This window comes from Halostagnicola sp. A-GB9-2, from assembly GCF_030068615.1.
GTDB lineage: Archaea > Halobacteriota > Halobacteria > Halobacteriales > Natrialbaceae > Halostagnicola.
Window position 1 is genome coordinate 132428 of sequence record NZ_JASJOC010000005.1, and the last position, 19615, is coordinate 152042.

A 19615-nucleotide genomic window follows, 5' to 3' on the forward strand; every position below is an offset into this window, starting at 1 on the left:
TGGGATCTGATTTCACCGGGAGGATTTTGGCTCCGCATAATGAGTTTTGTCCCTGCTATCCTCGTTTCTTCCCGGTTCGGCGGTAGTTTTCACCCACCGTATTTGCCGGTCCGCAACCGGGTTCGCCCATGGACCGGATCGATCGTCGAACATATCTTTCTCTGGTCGTCGGTGGAACGCTCGTCCTCGCGGGCTGTGCCGGTGACGAGAACGATGGATCGGAGAGCGAACCGGCCACAGAGAACCCGTCTGTGGAGGAGGACGAACCCTCCGCTTCGACGAGTGAAACCGAACCGACGGACGAATCAGCCGATTCGGACGAACCGACAACGGTTGAAATCGGGGAACTCCTCGAGGCGGACGACCTCCGCTTGGTCGTCTACGCGCTCGATCGAGTGGACGACGTGGGTATGGGATCGAGCGGACCGTCGTCGGGACCGAACGCGGGGGTAGCGGGATCAAACGCGAGGGTAGCAAGATCGGAGAACGAACTGCTCGAGGCGAGCGATGGGACGACGTTTGCAGTCGTCGACCTCGCTCTGCAGTACGTCGGCGATGAGCCGGTCGCAACGGTCGACGATCGGCTAACAATCGAACTCGCCGACGAAACCGGGGAGCGCCACGAACACGTAAGGGTACCCGAACGAGAAGCGACAGGCACCGGCGAGGAACCGTCCGACGGCGGCGAAGGGACGGCATTTGTTGACGACCTCCGACTCGCACCCGGCGAGGTCGCTCGCGGGAACCTCCTCTACGAAGTCGATGAGGACGCCGAGGAACTGGTCCTCGACCTCGAGATAGGCGAGGAGACCGAGGAGTACGTCCTCGACCTCGAGTCGGAAGCCGACTCGCCCGAGACGATCGAACAGGACCTGACCGGGGACGTGCTCAGCTTTTCTCAGGGCGTCGAAACGGCCGACCTCGAGGTCGCGGTAACGGGCCTCGAGCACGGAAACAACCTCGGCGGATTCATGCAGTCCGACGAGGGGTACGAAATCGTCGCAGTCGGGGTCACGTTCGAGAACGAAAGCGGACGCGAGTACACCCTCTCGTCGGAGCAAGCCCAGCTCAAAGACGAGTCCGGCTACAGTTACGAGCAGGCGGCTGGTGTCGTGAGGGCGCTCGAGGGCTTCGACGATGACGTTCTGGAAGATGCTGAGGAGTCCGATCGGAAAGTCGCCTACCAGATCGAGGAGGGGATTTCCGAGCTGTACTGGGTGTTCGACTTTGGGGAGGGAGGAGCGGATCGACGAGCGTTCTGGAAGTTGCGGTGACTGTGTTTGGTAACTCATCGCAATTGTGGGTGGGAGGGTGAGTGAAATTGGTGTGGTAGCTCACCGCGAATGTGTTCGGTAACTTATATCAATCGGCGTCAGTGATTCGAAGTGAGCGGCGTCGGTATCGCTATTCCCATCGCCTCGAGCGCACGCAGTGGAGACATTCGCGGACTCCCTGCTGGTTGTCCCCCAGCACGCGAACGTACGTCCGAGAGAGCTCGGTCCCGCAGGTCTCACAGGAGTGCATTGTCGACCTGGAGCGCGTTGTTCTCCTCGGTTTCGTAGGCGGCCATGATGAGCCCGACAACTTCGGGATTCGATGGCTCGTAACCGAGTTGTTGTTCCATGCTTGTTTTGATCTCTTCGAACCGATCGCTTTTCGATCCGTATAGTTTGATGTGCGAGGTCATTGTTAGTGTGGTAATCGTGTCCGTTGCAATCGCATCGACCACGGGCGAACGGCATCCCGCCCGCCAGTGATCGGCCGGTATCGTCGCTCGAGGACTATCGTCGGTAGTCATTTGAGGACTATCGTCGGTCGGTGGCGTGTGCGGCGACGGAAGTTATGATCATCCGAGAGGTGAAGCCACGGAGTCGTCCATCACCGGTATAGTACCACTCGAGCGCCGTCCGCCCACTCGCGCGCAGAAGCGGATTTCGATGACGCTCATTGGGTACTATACCTTCACAATCGACACGCATTAGCGAGAGTTGTCTGCCTATGTAGTTGGATGCAGTGCGGCCTAGGTCCGTTGGTCGGGGTGTAGTCGGCATCAACGCTCTCCTGAACGAACGAATTCAGTACAGAGCGGTCGATACGCGGCTACCCGATAGATCGGGACCAGGCTCGCCTCTTTCCTCCGATATCACGATACGCCGATTCGTTTCATCTTCCAGGTCGAACGGGCCCATCCGCTATCGCTCGCCTGGCTCGTTCGTCTCGTCGGGAAATAACATCGCGTACAGCTTTCGCTGGGCAGCACGGAGGTGATGGTTGAACGTTGGTTGGCTAATACCGAGACTACCCGCGACCATTTCTCCGGTGGCGGTTCGAGGGATATCGAAATAACCGCTCGCGAACGCCGTTTCGAGGGCTTCGAACTGTTTCGCCGTTAACGCCGTCTCGAGTTCCGCGAGAAACCCGTAGCTCGTCTGATCGACGTACTCGCGATCCTGCCGACGGAGCAGCGTCGAATCCGCGTACATGCGGTCGAATACGTCCGCGAATTCGCGAACGTCGGCATACTCCGCAAGGACGACGACCAGACGGCCGACCCCATCGGTTGCGGTGATCACTTTCGGAACGACTCCGTATTCGAGCAGGCGAGCGACGACGCTCTCTTCCGTGAGTGTAGACTCGAACAGGCGTTTTTCACCCCGTTCCGTAACGAGATGCGTCGCTGTGACGGCCGGGGACCGACCCGCCAATTCGAGAATCGTTCCGACGGAGCTCCCATCGATGGTGAATACCTCGCGAATCGAGCCATCGGGCCGGGATGTAACCGACTCGAACTCGTAGGTACACTCCGTTTCTCGTGTCCACTCGAGGAACTCGATTTCGGGATCGCTGACCCGAAACTCGAGTTCGATGCCGCCTCGGTCAACGAGGGCGGCTCTGGTCGCTATCGCGTGGACGGCGTGACCGATCCACCGCCCGAGTTCCTCGAATAGCTCGCGTTCCGGCCCACCGAACGCGTCAGCGTTCTCGCTGTACACCGCCAGTGCGCCGTATCTTCGCTCTTTGAACACGAGTGGAACGGCGATGACGGACCGATACCCGTGTGCGATCGCGCTCTGACGCCACCGTTCGTCGGCCGCGTCCACTACGAGATGCTGAACGACCTGCGATTCGAGGGTGTGGATCGCACGGGCCGTCGGTTCGCGGTCGTCGAGGAGGGTGTTGCCATCGTGCTCTATGCTCTCGAGGTATCGCATTTCGGATCCAGCGGACGCCCGTTCGCGTAGTTTCTCACCTCCCCTCTGACGATCGGCGATTCGGGCGAACGAGTACCGGTCGTTCGCGATAGTTTCCTCGCAGATTCGTCGCTCGAGTTCGTCTCGCGTCCACGCGGTTCGAATTACTCGACCGACGTGTCGAACGAGTTCGTTCGTCTCGTCGAGTTGTTCGTTCGTTTCTATCGTCGCCTCGAGTTGCCGGTTGTACGCTTCCAACTGCCGTTGGCTGTCAAGACGATCTAACGCGTTCCCTCCGATGGCTCCGTAGAGGCGTATGAGCGCGTGATCGAACGACAACCGTCGATCGCCGTCGGTAGTGCCGACACAAAGAATTCCGTGTGTTCCGACCGGAACGACGATGCCACGGGCTCGTTCGGGATCGTATACGGGAGTCGCCGGTCTGGGCAGCAACTCGGCAACGAGAACCGGGTCGTGGTCGATGAACGCTGTCCATTCGGGTGTCGACGCGTCCTCGAGCGGGATGGTGGTGGCTCCGTTCTTCGAACGCGGACTCACGGCTCGACGACGGAGCGCATCTTCGGACTCGTCGTACAGGTAGATGCTGACGTACGCGGCGCCTCGAGTCTCTTTGATCGCCTCGACGACGGCCTCACAGATCTCTTTCGCCTGGACTGTTTCTCTCGTGACACTCGACCCGACGAGTGACTCGAGTCCGGCGAGGTATCGCGCTATCTCGTCGTCGGTTCCCTCGTTGCTATCGTCTCCGGTATCGAAACCCTCGGTGAGAGCCGTCGCGGTACACACGTAGTTGTTACCGTCAGTTCGACTGATCGACGTTCGAACCGGGAACCGCTGCCCGTCGGGACGGACGGCGATCGACTCGTCGATCGCTCCGCCGTACGATCGCACGCGCTTGACGAGACGTTCGTAGTGGCAGGATTCGTCGTTCGGAAACACCATCGACCACGATTTGCCGATCAACTCTTCGGGAGCGTATCCGTGTAATTCCGCGTAACTCTCACTGACGGCGTCGAATACCAGCGACTCGTCTAGTAAACTGCTTCCCTCGACGACATTTCTGGAACTGGTAGCACCTCGTGATACCGACCGGTCGCCCTCGCTCGCGCGGCGGCGAGCAACGACGGCCGCCACTCTCGACGCCAACCACCGAAATCCGAGATCGGTGGATCCCTTCCACAGATAATCCGTCGCTCCTTCCGAGAGGGCCTCGCTAACGAGGTCGTCAGCACGTGCTTCGGTGAAGATAATGTACGGGAGATCGGGAGCGGATTTGCGGACGGTTCGAAGGAGGTCCAGCCCGCTCGTCTCCTGCATGCGAACTTCGCTGACGACGCAGTCGGTCCACTCAAGCGAGCGACGGACCTCCGTTTCGCTAGAGGCGACGGTCACGCTGATATCGAACTCGTCTTCGAACACGGTCGTCGCGGCTTCGATCGACGCCTCGTTCGTATCGACGAAAAGGACCCGTATGGGCCCACCGGCAGGTCGGCCGTCATCAGTTGGTGTCGTACTGTTCATCGCGATTTAGGAACATGATCTTCTACTCTCAACTAGCGTCGGAACTTGTCGTCTCTATCTTAGCGGTGCGCCAGCGTTGAGCACACCGTCGGGGCGTCGAGAGCCGTTTATCCGGGTTTCTTCGGCAGGGTGCTCTTGAGGTTTGATCGGGTCGGTTGTACCTGTTTACCGGTCAGTCGCCAGAGCGGGGTGGTAGCTGGCCGGAAATGACGTACAACCGACCCTATGAGGTGGCGGGATATCGTGGGACTAGTTATCACTGTATTCAGTGGCGTTACGAACGGAGAAAGTCAGTGCCTATGCTGTCAGCGTACGCGAACCGATGTACATTGGGTGGATACCGTCTCCCGATTGTAGCCTACCGTCGCCGGCCGGGTTGGCCACTCGCCGGCTCTATTCTGCGCGTTCTCGTTTTTCTTATCGATGAACTCGAGTGGGTGAATAGAACCTCTTATATGAAACCTGCCACTATTCGAATCGGCTCGGCTGTCGACGGGGACTATTCACGTAGTGCGTCCGGTTAAGCCCGTGGCTGAACGAAGCCACGGTGAAGAACATGACCGAACGGGGAAGCATCCACTCGGACGGCGACGAATCTACCCGGACGAATCAACGCAATCGCGGGATGTTAGACTGGGTTCCACGTTGTGTCGATTCGATGAAACGGAGTCTCACGACCGCAGTCGTCCCCTTTCTCGTGTGTTTCGTGTCGATAGCCCATCGAGGGATCTCACGGCGAAACGCACTCGGGGTGCTCGGTACCGGTCTCGCGAGTGTCCTCGGAATCACTCCCGCAACTGGCGACGGGACAGCGGACGAAGCCGATACCGACCGGTACGTCGTCGGTCTCGAGGAGGGGACCTCGAGCGCCAGCGTCTCGCGGAAGGCAACACAAATACACCGGTCGCTCGATCTCTCTTCGAACGGGGGCGTCGTCGTCGCCAGCTTCGACGACAAGGCGCGCCAGGAGTTCGAGGCGCGATCGGACGTCAGATACGTCGAACGAGACCACATCCGTCGACCGCAGATTCACAGCACGGTCGAACCGGCCGACACCGTAGACCTCGGGACGGGGCAAAAGTCTCCCTGGGGCGTCGAACGGGTCGGGGCGACGGATTTTCACGACAGCACGGAGGGAAGTGACGGCGGATCCGTTGCCGTCCTCGATTCCGGCATCGACCCCGAACACGAAAGTCTCGAGGTGGCCGACGGTGAGGCGTTCACCGAGTGTAGCGGGTCCACCTGTGAAGCAGAGTGGGACGACGAAATCGGTCACGGAACCCACTGTGCCGGCACGATCGGTGCACTGGACAACGGAGCCGGTGTCGTCGGTGTTGCTCCCGGATGCGATATATACGCGCTCAAGGTCCTTGCGGGCGACGGCTCCGGATACGATTCCGACATCGCCGCCGCTATCGAATGGTGCGCTGACAACGATATCGATGTCATCAACCTGAGTCTCGGGGGAAGCGACGAGGCGCAGGTGCTCGAGGATGCCCTGCAATACGCCTACGAACGTGGATTGCTCGTCGTCGCCGCGGCCGGCAACGACGGCTCCGCGGCTGGAGTCGACTACCCGGCGGGCTACGACGAGTGTATCGCCGTCGGCGCGACGGACGACCGCGACGAGATTCCCGAGTGGTCGGCCCGCGGCGACACCGTAGAACTCGTCGCGCCGGGAGCCGACGTGCTGTCGACGCAACCCGGGGACGAGTACGTTTACCTGAGCGGGACATCCATGTCAACGCCACACATTTCCGGCATCGGTGCCCAACTGATGAGCCAGGGGCTTCCCCACGCCGAAGACACGACGGATTTCGACGATCCGGGCGGCGTTCGCGGGATCCTTCGTGAGACTGCAGAAGATCTCGACTTCGACGACGACGAGCAGGGATACGGTCTGCTGAACGCGTTCGACGCCCTCGACGAACTCGACCCCATCAGCACTGAAGACGTCACCGATATCCGGACGAACACCGCGACGTTCACAGGAATGATCATGTCACTCGAGGATACCGGTGCCGTCGACGGCTCCTTCCAGTGGCGCGAATCCGGCGGTTCCGAGTGGGACGAGACGGAGTCACAATCGCTTGAGGGCGGCGAGGAGTTTACCGCGGTGGTCGACGAGCTGAACCCCGATACCGAGTACGACGTCCGTGCAACCCTCGACGACGGCGACGAGACCACGGCCGCAAACGTCGTAACGTTCACGACTGGAATCGACGGTCTCGCCGTCGAAACCGGCGATATCGAAGTCGACGATCACAGAACGGTACAGGCAGTCGGGGAACTAACGGGGCTCGGAGACGACGAGACCGTCGAGGTGGCCTTTCAAACTCGGCGTGCAGGCGACGACGAGTGGGAGACAACCGACTCCAGCTCCCTCGAGGCGATTGGCATCTTCGAGGATGATATTTCGGGCCTCGAGCCCGAAACCGAATACGAGATCCAGGCGGTGGTCGAGAGTGATGGGGAGACCGCGACCGGCAATGTCGCGACGGTCGAAACCGATCCGGAACCGGGGCTGCCGACGATCGAGCGGTTTGAACTCACCGACGATAGTACGGATCAGTTCGTTCGGTGTAACGTCCACTGGGACGTTTCAGACCGGGACGACGCGCTCGAACTCGTCGCGACCGAACTTCAGTATGCGGACGACGAGGAGGTTATTCATCGGATCGGAGCCGAGGTCGAAGGGGGGACAGAGAGCGGTATCCACACGGTCAGAAACAGCGACCGATTCGAGGGGGCCGGCGAGGCCTACGACGTGACGCTCTCGGTTACCGATGCTGAGGGGAATGTTACCGAGGAGACGGAGCGTATCGAACTCGACGAACGATCCCCGGCACCTGCTATCGATCGATTCGAAATTACCGCCGACGATTTCCTCGGTTCACCCGAGGCCGTCGTCGAGTGGGAGGTCTCCGATGAGGGCGCGGAACTCGACGGCGTGGAACTCGAGATGCGGCTCGTCGGCGACTCCTCGGTCGTCGATTCCGCGAGTTCGATGGCGCGTGACGACGAAGCGGCTGGTACGGATTCGCTCACGGACCGGGACGGGAGCGAGGGCGAGACGGAGTATGACGTTACGATCCGAGTAATCGACTACTTCGAACAGACGACCGAAGAAACGACGCGAGTGATGTTGGGTGATTAACACCAGGATGGTAGTGTGGTTCGAACGACAGATAGGAACGCAGTCTCCGGCGTGTCCCGTCGAGCAAACGGTCTGTCTCCTCTCGACGCCGGGTTAGGGGTGAATTCCCTGCCCACGAGTCCATATCAGGGCCGGTATTTGCTAACCTCCGGGTCGTCCGAATCGAGTCCCGCCATCAGGAGTCCGAGCACTTCCGGATTGCTCAGTTCGTAACCCATTCGGTTGCTTAACTCGAGTTTGACCTCTTCGAATCGATCCGCCTTCGTTCCATGGAGTTTGATGTGTGTCGTCATACAGCTATATGTTCTGCAGGTGTTCTCGCGCGGCCGTCACAGCGGGGGACCACTATCGATGGGCGCTTTCTCGTCCGGCGTCGAACGCCGGTTTCCTATCCGCCCGAACGACGGTTCGATTCCGTTCAACCGGGTCCTTACGCAGGTCGGATCGATCCGGCCGTCACAGCCGGCTGGTGCTGGTCCATCTGAGAAGGCGAACAGCGGACTCGTAAACCCCAGTCGAAGCTGCGGTGCATCTCGGGGTGATTGGGAAACAGTTGGCTCCAACGGTACCGTGACCGTCTTTCCCGTCGTTTACTGCGTTAACACACTCGAGATCCTGAGCGACGACCGAACGGCCAGGAGTCTCCGATTCATGATGTGTTCTGGAGCGGAACCGCACACGTCGAACTGATCCAGGCCGTTCGATGCCGTTTGTCGTATATAATGACGCGTCCGTCCCTGGCGCTATAGGCGACGACGCTCGGTCGAACGTTCGATTGGTCGGCCTCGAAGTCGAAATGCGGGTCGTTGTAGCTGTCGTGTGATGGCATGATTCTGTGTTCGATACGCGCTGGTGATTCTCGAAAGGAGTCGGATCGTCCCCGCGTTGTAACCGTTTTTACGACATCTGTGACCAACCGTTTCACGCCGAACTACATCGATAGGGAAGACCGACATACGTTAGCAAGCCGTTCAATGGCCGGCGGTAAGAATCAAAGCCCCCGTGAAACTCGGTTTCGTTCCTCACTCGCGTCCTTCCTCGAGGTAAGCCGACAACAGGTTCCATAACCCTTTCCGCAAGTGCTGGTGAAGCGTCGACGAGGAAATCCCCATCGAGTCGGCGAGTTCTTCTGCAGTGATCGCTCGAGGCCAATCGTAGTATCCCGACGCGTACGCTGATTCGAGCGACGAGCGTTGTTTTTCGGTCAACGCTCCATCGAGCGCCTGTCGAAACTTATCCGCCGTTTCGATCGAGCGATCGTGTTCTCGCTTTGCCAGCAGATCCACACGATCGAAGGATTCCTCGATCAGTGAGACGATTTCGCGAACGTTTGCCGTCGTCGGGGCCTCGAGAACGACGTGTACCTCGCCGTCTGCAGCGCGGGCGGATCGCAAGGTCGCGCCGCTCTGGAGCGCGATGTGAGAGATCGACTCCGACGTGAGCGTCTGCAGCACGAAGCTCTCGTCGCTTTCCGAGAGTACTTGCACATCCTCGATCTGCTCGCAAGCGGCTGCGATTTCCAGAACCGGCTCGGGATCGGCCCCCGTTATCGTGTGGTAGTTGAGGATCTGTCGAGATTCGATCGGTACCGCTCGTTCGAACCGACATTCACAGTCCAGTTCCGCGGAGACTTCGAGAAAGAATAGCTGCGTGTCGGATACCACGAACTCGAGTTCGATCACCGAGTCCGACAGCAACAGCGTCCTGTTCCGGATCGCGTTGATCGAGAACCCGATTACCTTGCCGAGCGATTCGAATCCGTTTATCGCTTCCTCGCCGAAGACGTCCTCTCCCGTTCCGTTCACTACCAGCACTCCCAGGAGCCGATCACCGTACGTGAGGGGGATCGCACCCGTTGACAGAACTCCCTCGACGGGGTCGTCGGAATCGGTCTCCGAAGACTGTCCATCGAGCTGGTAGTGTCTGACGACTCCGACGGAGTCCGTCTCGATCATCTGTTCGACGGACCCGTTTCCGATACTCGAGATAGACATCTCGTTGATCGCCTCGAGATCCCTGTCGGTGATCCCCGATCCGATGCGAGTCGTGACGCGATCGGTAGTCGCTTCGATGTCGCCGATCCACGCGCTGTGATAGAGATCGGAGTTTACCAGGTGGTCACAGACAGTCCGCTCGAGTTCTTCGCGCGTCGTCGCTTCGATGAGCCGCCGTCCGATCTCCTGGACGAGCGTGTTGATACGGTAAAGCGTCTCGAGTTGGTCACGCTGTTGGCGTGCCTCGCGCTCGTGGGTTTCGAGTAACCGTGCCCGTTCAGCGCGAGCAATCGCCGTCCTGACGTTGACCGCTAGCATCTCTGACAGCCGAACATCGCGATCGCTGATCTCTTCGTCACGCTGTAAGATGACGCTGATCACGCCGTACTCCCCTAACGGGACGTGGAAACTCGAATAGCTGGTCGTCTGTTGATGTGAGAGACGGTCGGACGGCGGAGAATTGACGGTCATCTCCCCGCTTCGGAACGCGTGACCGGCGAGTGTCGCTTCGAGATCGTACGCCGTGTGAGTTTCAAGCAACGCCTGGGCTCCGTCCGTGGAGACGACGCATGTGAGACGATTTGAGTCGGTGTCGAACAGTCGGAGGCAGGCATTTTCAAAGCCCAGAACATCCTCGACTGCTTCGATACCGATCCGGTAAATTTCCTCGCTGTCGTCCGACTTGATCAGTTTCCGGGCGACGGCGTTGAGCGACTCGAGCTGGCGCTCCTGTGACTTCCGATCGGAGATGTCGCGAACGATGCACACGGTTCCGCCGTCATCGAGAGCGGAAAGGGTCATTTCGACGATCGTTTCACTGCCATCTGCACATTTGCCGGCCGCCTCCCCCCGCCACGAACCGTGTTCCCGTACGGCAGGAAGAACCGACGATTCGATTCGTGCGATTTCGGCTGCCCCGAAGAGACGTTTCCAGCTTCGCCCGATAAATACGTCAGCAGTCTCGTAGCCGAGCAGTTCCGCGTGGACGTCGTTCATGTACGTGAACACGCCGTCCTCGTCCGTGATCGCCATTCCGTCGATCGCCGCGTCGATAGCCCCGGACTGTTGGCGGATCAGTCGCTCGCTCTCGAGGCGATCGAACGCTACACGTGCGTTCTTCGCGAGAATATCGATGAGTTCCTGCAGAGGGACGTTCAGATCGTCGGCGTCAGTCGATCCAACGGTCAGCAACCCGTGTTTGCCGAGTGGGGCGACGAGTCGCGCCTCGAGTCCCAGTTCCGGATGTGCCGTGTTTTCCAGTGAGCCGTAGTTCGAGAGGACGGCCATTGTTTCGTCCTCGTAACTCGTCATCTCGGCCATCTCGGGCGTGATCGAATCGGGGGATTCCGCTCTGTCGGTATCGGAGTCTCCGGATGTTCCCTCACTCACGGCCACTGCACGAAGGTCACTACCGTCGTCTCCACCGAGCCACACCGCCGCGAGTGATCGCTCGAGGACCGTTTCGACCACATCGATAACCGTCCGAGCGATTTCCGTCGGCGTTTCAGCGGCGGCGAATCGGCGATTCGCCTCGTTGATCGCTGCGAGTCGTTCTTCGTATTCGGTTCGCTCGACGTGGACAGATCGTTCACGATAGTTAGCGATAAACAGCTCCTGACCGTCACTTTCCACCAGTGATATGGTAATACACACGGGAACTTCCAGTTCGTTTTCATGACGGAGCGAAAGTTCGCCGGTTGCTCTTTCTTTCTCTACTGCGACTTGATTGCGGAGTTGAGTGAACGTCAGTAACTGTTCGGCTGGAACTAACTCTTCGATAGACCGATCGAGCAGTTCTCCGGGAGCGGATCCGAGGGACTCTTCCGCCGCCCGATTGACAAAGACGATGGCACCACCCCGCTCGAAACTGATGACACATTCGGTGATCACTGCGGTTACCTCTTCGAAGAACGTGTCGTTGACTCGAGGTGAAGTAACGCCCATATAGGACTCTAGAGGTATCCCACGGGCATAAATATAACATACAACAAACAGGAATACTATCTTATTTTTGGAACGGAAACGGATAATTGCTTGGTGCGTAATTCGCTGTGGCAGGGATATCGTCTCGTTCACCGTTCAAGTAATCACCTCGGGGTCAAGTCGTTCGAGAATCTTTGATTTTCGTGACTGAGCGAATCAGAGCTAAGCGGGACCTTTGCTCCCGCGAGGTCAGCGAGACGTACGTCTCGCCAGAATCCGCGATGTCCGCGAAGCCTTCGGCTTCGCTTGATCACGGAAATCTCCGATTTCCGAACGACCCCGAGGTATTCTCCTGTTCTGCTGATAAAACGCTGGAAGAAACGCAAGTAGACTGATTCTGCCGTTCGGAACTCGATCGACGAACGGTATCGTCACGTCGCGAACTCACTCGTATTCGGCAGATTTTAACGATTCGACGTCCCGTATCAACCGCTCCGCGTTTCGAAGTCGCAATTCTCGAGCGCGTTCGAGTGGAACCTGCCCCTTCGTCTCGAAATCCGCTGTGAGCGGATCGTACTCCTCGACACGGAACCCCATTCGTTCGAGGTACCGAGAGACTTCGGTCGATTCGAGTCCGTCGACCATGGCCGCTTTCGCGTACTCGTCGAGTCGCTCGAATTCGGGGAGGACGATTTCCTCGGCCGTCCACTCGCCGGTTCCCTCCCCGATGCGGACGTTGGTATGGTGAATCTCCTCCATGATGGTGTTCATCTCGCCGACGAGTCGAAGCAACTGACTCGGCAGCGTCGCGTCGGGTGACCGCCACTCGACCGTCGGCATCTCCTCGCGCAGTCTGACGGGCGTCCAGACGGCGTCGTCGGTCGAGAAGTGAGCGTCGACTTTCGCTTCGGAAATCCCCCTCTCTTTCGCGCTCTCTTTGAACTCCTCGAGTGAGGTCTCGAGTCGTCGGTTCCACTCCGCGACGGTATCGACGTACTGCCAGAGTTGCCCGTGTTTCGGGAACTGCTGGTAACAGCCTTTTCGATAGAGATAGGCTCGGGCGCTGCTGGCGATTTGATCGCCCTGATAGTACGGCGAGGAGTTACAGAGTGCAAGCGCGGGATCGAGGGCGATGAGCGCGTTGAGTTGGTCGGTGACGTTTCGCTGTTCGAAGTGAACGTGCGTCCCGGCGCAGTACTTTGCGAACTTAAAATCCGATCCGACGACTCGTTTTTGTATCCGCCCTCGTTCGTCGGTCTTCATATCCATCGATTCGCAGTTGATCGGCGTTCCCAGCGGGACGAGTCGTTTGTCGAGTTCCGCCGCTCGCTCGAGGACTGCGTCTAACTGTTCGATTACCGTCGATCGTAGTTCATCGATTGACTCGCACGGAGGCGTTTTCAATTCGAATAGACAATCGACGAACTCCGCTTCGGTGTACGCTGAAACGTCTGTGAGTTCGCCGGGTCGCGTGAGGACCCCATCGCGATCGGTTACCCAGTACTCGACCTCTATGCTTTTTTGCATTGGATTCAGTTACTACCGTCGGTTATTCCGATGCAGGCGATATTCGGCCGACCGAAGACTGCACCCACATCGCACGAGATCCCATTCTGTTGGAACGAAGACGAGTGATAGTTAGGATGGGGGTTTAGAAACGTCACTGCTTGAATGTGCCAACTGTGAATTCATTTCTGTCCCTGATGAACCCTGAAAACGGTCAGTAGGCTCTGAAACTCTTGAAATTCATCCCTTACAAATGAAATCCACCAACAGACTTTTTACTCAAACCCGAGTAATATATTATACGATGATGTGGCAAGATATAATATTCATGATTGGAAGTGGACTCTCGGTACTGTTTCTCGCCCCGACAATCCGCGACGTAAGTGCGCGCATTCCGCTCGGGACGAGTATCCCGAGCATGACCGTTGGTGGCGTTTACGCGTTCACCTTCGGCACGATGGGCATGACGCTTTCCGCGGTCGGAGCGCTGGCGACCGCAATAATGTGGACCGTGATCGCGACGCTCCGTTCGCCGAGGGGAGATTCACCGATACAGACACGGCGCGACGAGATCGTGCTGTTTTCGGACGATACCAGACGGTTCGTGGAGCGAACCATCGGCGGGCACGATCACGGAACGCAGTACCTGTCTCGAACGAATACAGATCGCTAATTCCATCTGTCATCCTGATAAAATCGGAGCCGTCTTCGGATCGGTACGGAGCCGAGACTCGTCAGAAGGTATGAACTGGAGATGACTGTCCGCATTTGCCGTCCAAACGCCGACTCGAGGGTGGCAACTAGTTCTCTCTTCTCATCACTTCTCTTCGGGTTCCCTCTCGCCCGCCTCCTCGCCGGCGTCGAGCGTTGATTCGACGATGTCGTCTCCCGCCTCGCCCATCCAGTGGAACGTTCGTTGGGCCTGGAACCCGATATCTTCGAACGTCGATTTGGCCGCCTCGCGTTCGTCCTCGGACAGTTTGACCAGATGAAAGAGCGGCCGACCGGGAAGGGCTCGAGGATTCGCAAGAATACCGATCAACAGACCGGTGTACGGTGCTTCGACGACGCGTTTCTCCCGCGTAAAGTGATCCGAGATGACACAGACCGTCTCTCCGCCGTCGACGATGGGATGTGGGCCCCACTTCATCTCTACCAGTCCGCCGGTATCAGCGCGAAGCCACTGCTTTTCGCCGCCGTCCTCGAGGACCTTTAGGAACCCCGATGACTCCGGTTCCGTCTCCGGTAACATATCGTGAGCCGCCATGACGTTCTCGACGCCGCCCACCGCCCGTTCGATGAGGACCGGCTGAAAACGGTCCTCCTCGCCCATCTCGATCGTGGCCGTCGGAACGTCGTCTTTAGTTGCTTCCCGCCGCAACGATCCTTCGGACCCGCCCCCGGACAGAACCAGTTCGGACCCGAACGCGTCGACGAGTCGAGAGACGCCATCGTCGTCCATATCCGCCCGCGCGTGCATCAACGCGAGTTTGTTCCGCGTCGAGGAGTGAAAGTCCAGACCGAAGTCACACGGACCGATGAACTGATCATAAATCGCCTTCGCCATGCGGGACGCCTCCGAACCGCTGGATAGTCCCGGAAACGAGCGGTTCAGGTCGCGGTCATATATTGGAAGGTATCGCTCCTCGGCTTCGTAGCCCGGCACGTTGGCCACGTGAATGCAGACGAGTACTCCGTGAATTTCGTTCGGCTCGTACCGATCAGCCACCCGCTGGAGGACTCTTACACCGTTTATTTCGTTCCCGTGGACGGCGGCGGACAAAAAGAGCCGCGGTCCAGGCTGGTCGCCGTTGATAACCGTCACCGGCATTTTGACGGACTGACTCAAGTAATTCTCTCCGATCTCGTGCTCGAGGTGTCGCTTTTCCCCGGGGTTCACCGTCCTGGATTTGTCAGGAGAGTCGATCGAAACTGTCTCCGAAGGGGTAGCGTTTTTTGCCATGGTCTTGCGTTCTACCGATTTGGAGCGTTCCAAAAGAGGTTCGGCCTGCGGGTACAAGACCCCGATTGCTGGTCGTATACGGTTGCCCTCGTCGCTTTTCTCGAGGACCCAGTGGCCGACCGCTGTTCGTGACCAGCAAATAACAACGACCTCTTAGATGAATTCGGATAGTAGAACGTAACTACTGTCGGCTTCAATACGGCTATCGTTGCAAATTGAGTTGCGAGAAGACCGTGATGACGTTTCGGTATGGTAATCTCTCGAGAGATCGGCCATAAGTCCGGACCTCCTTCGGCGTCCTCGATGTCCACCGCGGACGTACTGAACGTCTCGGCCCCACTGTCGAAACCGGGGCACCGTCGAAATCGAGTTGAATTGGAGGAGTCAGATCGCGAGATAGACCCCGACGAGTATCAACACGCCACCGAGAACCGTTTTGAGTCGCTCGGGATCGGTCCGATGAGCGATTCGCCACCCCACGACGACGCCGATGAGTTGGGGTACCCCGACGAGGATGACGAACGGCAGTGAGACGGCACCGTAGGAGAGGTATCCCGACGTTGCGAACACCGCGATGAAGATCGACTGGACCTGTGCGACGCCGACGGCCAGCAACATCGGAACCCCGATCACGACGAGTGCCGGAACGGCCAGTACGGGGCCGCCGACGCCGATGAGCCCGCTCGAGACGCCCAGTCCGACGCCGAGAGCGCCCAACTCGAGTCGGCCGACCGATGGGGAACCGTCGATACCGACGGAGCGGTCGAGCGAGTTTTGCTGGCGATAGAGTAGAACCGCACCGACGAGCGCGGCAAAGCCGCCGAGCAGAAGGCCGAAGAGTTCTCGAGAGACGTACGCGTTCAGGTAGGCCCCGGCGAGTGCGCCGACGATGCTCGTCGCGCTCAGGACCACGGCCATCTGGCGACCGTCGTCTCCGCCGAGTTCCCCGGAACGAATGTAGGCGAGTGTTCCGACGATTCCCGTCGCGATGAACGTCGCGTGGGCGGTGCCGGCGACCGTGGCCGACGGGAGCGGCGTGAGCGAGTACAGCGCGATGGTAACGAAGATTCCGCCCGGGCCGATCGTCGTGATTCCGATACCGGCGAACAGAGCGATGATCGCGAGTGCGACCAGTACCGTAATCGACATCGTTGTGAATACCATGAGTGAGGAGTCAGATCACACCGGACGCGGTTGGTTTGCCGAGTGAGGCGAACTGACGAGGGTTCCGTTCAGGGACTTGTCAGGCACGGTGATAATTGATGCGGAAGGGAGCACAGTCAGAATCCACCCGTCGTGATAAGTTCGACGAAATCCTGGACCGCGAAGACGGCCAGGACGATCGCCAAGATAACCAACAGGGCATTGATCGTGTTCAGTCGGCGCGTATTGCGGTGTTCACCCATCGTGTCTCGGTCGTTTACAGCCCAAAACAGAAGCACCGTCGCCAGAGGGAGCGCGAATATCCCGTTGTACGTCGGGAAGAGGATGACCATATCGACGACCGACAGATCGAGCAGCGAACTGATCAACGGGGAGAAGATTCCGATCCCGGTTAGGACGATGAAGATCGATTGAAACGATCTATCATCCTTCGTGACATCGTACCCCATCGCCTGGGGGATGAGATAGGCCGGCGTCCACATGATCGGGACGATGCTGTTGAACGCGGCGGCCGTTACGCCGCCGACGAATAGCACCATCGCCCAGGTCCCCATCACTTCAACGAGGGCTTCGCCGGGAGTGATGAACGACTCGAGTTCTGTAAATCCCATTGGACGCAACACCGCGGCGGCCACGATCAGGATCGCGATCGTCGTCAGTCCGCCGACCGCGTACCCCATCACGAGGTCTCGCCGAGCATCTTCGACATCGCTCTGGTCGCTCCATCCCTTCTGTCGAACCAGGATCGATTCGAGAAAGAAATTCGGCCAGAGTGCGGTCGTCCCGAGTACCCCTGCTGCGACGACGAGTGCATCGACGGATGTCGCCGTCGGAACGAATCCGAGCGCGACAGCACCCGGATCTGCACCGCTCGGGAGTGCGACGGCAACGTAAACTACCAGTAACGAGAGCATCATCGCGATCATGAGGTTCTCAACGATGTCGTAATCGAGGAGGCCAACAACGATCACGCACACCGTCGCGACGACCGCGATCGGTTGCCAGCCGACGACGCCGCCCGTCAGAAACGAAACCCCCGCTCCGACGGCGGCAACCAGACCGACCGTCCAGGCGAGACACCCGATCGAAAGAAAAATTGCGATAGCAGTCGCTGCCGATCTTCCGAGTTTTTGTCTGACGAAAATCATCAACGGTTTCCCGTGAATACCGAGGCGTGCGCTCATGTCCTGTGCCACAAACCCCAGAAGGGCGGCTCCGACGACAGCCCACAACAACGTGTATCCGTGTATCACTCCAGCCTGGCTGGCGATGAACACCGACCCCGATCCGAAGTAACTCGCGACCATCACGAACGCGAGTCCGTATTTACGTGCAAACTCCGTCAGGGTTCGACCGTAGATTTCCTGGATTGTACTCATAGTGATACCTGCGACTACCAGCTTCTCGAGTGAGAATTCGATATAGTTCGATCACCCGATCGAAAGACGGGTGATCGGAACGATATGATCGTTTGATTCGCAGGCGAATGGGTCTTTGGCGTTCACAGGCAAGCCGACATCCAGCAACAATTTAATCGTTCCTCGCTCAGCTGAAGGGGGTGTTTGGATGACTAGTCTTCGTCTTCGGACACCAACTCATCGGCAGTAAGTCGATCCATGTCTTCGCTCGCCAGTTCACGGACATCGTCAGTGTCGAACCGTTCGCCGTCGTAAAAGACGCTCACGAGCCAGAGGGTCAGGAGCGCTGCTACCGTCGCAGGGACGGCGGGTTCGACCTGCCCCTCCCCGAATAGCTCGGGAGAGCCAAGATAGAACTCCCAGATCGCGAACACGACTCCACCGACGATAAAGGCCGGGAGCCCGGCCTCACGGACGGTACCGCTCCAGAGCAACATCACCAGTCCGGCGAACAACACGGACATGATACCCATGCCGAGCGTGTTGATTACGATGATTTCGATGCCGCTCAGAGCGATCAGCGCGGCTCCGACGCCGAACACGATGATAGTTAATCGCATGACGAGGACGAGATGGTCGTCGGAGAGACCCGTACGGCCGCCACGAGCCGGGATGTAGAGATCGTTGATGAAACTCGTCGCGCCGGCTAACAGGAACGAGTCTGCACCGGTGATAACCGAGGAGACGGCGGCCGCGAGCAGGAGGCCGGCGAACACGTCCGGAAGGGTGTTCGTGATGGTCCAGGCGAATGCCATTTCGGATTCGATCTGTGCGCCCTGCGAGTTGGCGATCATTCCCGCCGCCGCGGTGAGGATGCCGTATCCCGTGATTACGGTTCCGGCGAGGAACGTGCCCATCATCGCGATCTTGCGACTCCCCGCCGACCAGGTTCGCTGGAGCATCTGTTGCTGTGCGCCGGCGACGGTGAGGTACATCAGGTACCACGTGCCGATCTGGACGAGACCGACGCCGAACCAGTTCAGATGCCCCTCCGGCACGTCAGCCGCGATAGCGTCGACGCCGCCGACGTTCGACACGGCAATCGGGATCGCGATGATCGTGCCGAGGATGATGACGACGCCGTGAAGCGTATCCGTGTACGCGACCGTGCTCATCCCGCCGTAGGCCGTGAGGCCGATGAAGACGGCTACGCTGATCCAGAAGGCGACGGACAGGTCGACGCCGGTGACGACCGCCAGCACCGACCCCATCCCGATCGCCTGCCCGGCAGTCAGCGCGATCTGACCCATGATGGTAAACGCCGCCGCGAAGTATTTCGTGTAGTCGCCGTAGACCCGTCCCAATAACTCGGGGACACTCACGACTTCGAACGTGTAGATGTAGCCGATGAAGACGGTCATCGTCATCCAGGCGAGTCCCTGGGTCATCGCGTACCACTGGGCGCTGATCCCCTGGAGGAACGCATCCTGGGCGACCCCCATCGTCAGCCCGCTACCGGCAAACGTCGCGAAGTACGTCATCATGTAGACCGGCAGGCTCAGGTTTCTTCCGGCCAGGGTAAATTGCACGTACCCTTCGCTTGCTCCTCGACCGAACCAGATCCCGACGATTAGCGTCAGCAGGAAGTACCCGACCATCGTCAACAGGACTGGATTCAAGAGGTCAACCATCGGAGACTACTATCGCCCAACCCGCGGTTGCTTTCGGACTCTCGTTTCCAGCGTTCCAATAGTGCGGTCGAATCATCATTGGAGCCGTGATACGCATCCACCACGGACCCGGAAATAAAGTGCAGT

Annotated in this window: 13 protein-coding genes; 3 read left to right on the forward strand and 10 right to left on the reverse strand. The window is 58.9% G+C overall.

The window, feature by feature from the left end:
- The first annotated feature begins 128 nt into the window (after positions 1-128).
- On the forward strand, positions 129-1274 hold the full coding sequence (locus QNM96_RS14070) for a DUF4352 domain-containing protein (protein ID WP_283837111.1): 1146 nt from the start codon (positions 129-131) through the stop codon (positions 1272-1274).
- Positions 1275-1510: 236 nt separating this feature from the next.
- Here QNM96_RS14070 and QNM96_RS14075 read toward each other — a convergent pair whose 3' ends face one another.
- Together QNM96_RS14075 and QNM96_RS14080 are read right to left on the reverse strand one after the other, a co-directional pair.
- The gene (locus QNM96_RS14075) at positions 1511-1798 is read right to left on the reverse strand and encodes a hypothetical protein (protein ID WP_283837112.1); all 288 of its coding nucleotides are present in this window, start codon (positions 1796-1798) and stop codon (positions 1511-1513) included.
- 394 nt (positions 1799-2192) lie between these two features.
- The gene (locus QNM96_RS14080; RefSeq protein WP_283837113.1) at positions 2193-4733 is read right to left on the reverse strand and encodes a bacterio-opsin activator domain-containing protein; all 2541 of its coding nucleotides are present in this window, start codon (positions 4731-4733) and stop codon (positions 2193-2195) included.
- A 556-nt stretch (positions 4734-5289) separates the two neighbouring features.
- On the opposite strand from QNM96_RS14080, the gene QNM96_RS14085 reads away from it, so the two are divergent.
- Positions 5290-7890, forward strand: a complete 2601-nt coding sequence (locus QNM96_RS14085) for a S8 family peptidase (protein WP_283837114.1) — start codon at positions 5290-5292, stop codon at positions 7888-7890.
- 125 nt (positions 7891-8015) lie between these two features.
- Here QNM96_RS14085 and QNM96_RS14090 read toward each other — a convergent pair whose 3' ends face one another.
- From QNM96_RS14090 to QNM96_RS14105, 4 genes are all read right to left on the reverse strand, one after another.
- Positions 8016-8183: a hypothetical protein gene (locus QNM96_RS14090; protein WP_283837115.1), complete on the reverse strand. Its 168-nt coding sequence runs from the start codon at positions 8181-8183 to the stop codon at positions 8016-8018.
- A gap of 356 nt (positions 8184-8539) precedes the next feature.
- The gene (locus QNM96_RS14095) at positions 8540-8719 is read right to left on the reverse strand and encodes a hypothetical protein (protein ID WP_283837118.1); all 180 of its coding nucleotides are present in this window, start codon (positions 8717-8719) and stop codon (positions 8540-8542) included.
- Between the two features lie 193 nt (positions 8720-8912).
- Positions 8913-11828, reverse strand: a complete 2916-nt coding sequence (locus QNM96_RS14100) for a bacterio-opsin activator domain-containing protein (RefSeq protein WP_283837120.1) — start codon at positions 11826-11828, stop codon at positions 8913-8915.
- A gap of 423 nt (positions 11829-12251) precedes the next feature.
- Complete coding sequence (locus QNM96_RS14105; protein ID WP_283837121.1) at positions 12252-13334, reverse strand: glutamate-cysteine ligase family protein; 1083 nt, start codon at positions 13332-13334, stop codon at positions 12252-12254.
- A 307-nt stretch (positions 13335-13641) separates the two neighbouring features.
- Between QNM96_RS14105 and QNM96_RS14110 the strand changes: the two genes are divergently transcribed.
- The gene (locus QNM96_RS14110; protein ID WP_283837122.1) at positions 13642-13986 is read left to right on the forward strand and encodes a hypothetical protein; all 345 of its coding nucleotides are present in this window, start codon (positions 13642-13644) and stop codon (positions 13984-13986) included.
- A gap of 144 nt (positions 13987-14130) precedes the next feature.
- On the opposite strand, the gene QNM96_RS14115 is transcribed toward QNM96_RS14110, so the two are convergent.
- The 4 genes from QNM96_RS14115 to QNM96_RS14130 form a co-directional block, all read right to left on the reverse strand.
- Positions 14131-15276 (reverse strand): succinylglutamate desuccinylase/aspartoacylase family protein, encoded by a 1146-nt coding sequence (locus QNM96_RS14115; RefSeq protein ID WP_283837123.1) that lies wholly within the window; start codon positions 15274-15276, stop codon positions 14131-14133.
- Positions 15277-15660: 384 nt separating this feature from the next.
- Positions 15661-16440, reverse strand: a complete 780-nt coding sequence (locus tag QNM96_RS14120) for a sulfite exporter TauE/SafE family protein (RefSeq protein WP_283837124.1) — start codon at positions 16438-16440, stop codon at positions 15661-15663.
- A gap of 116 nt (positions 16441-16556) precedes the next feature.
- Positions 16557-17819: a divalent metal cation transporter gene (locus QNM96_RS14125; RefSeq protein WP_283837125.1), complete on the reverse strand. Its 1263-nt coding sequence runs from the start codon at positions 17817-17819 to the stop codon at positions 16557-16559.
- A 191-nt stretch (positions 17820-18010) separates the two neighbouring features.
- Positions 18011-19489 carry a sodium:solute symporter family protein gene (locus QNM96_RS14130; RefSeq protein WP_283837126.1) on the reverse strand — a complete coding sequence of 493 codons (1479 nt, stop codon included), beginning with the start codon at positions 19487-19489 and terminating at the stop codon, positions 18011-18013.
- Positions 19490-19615 lie beyond the last annotated feature (126 nt).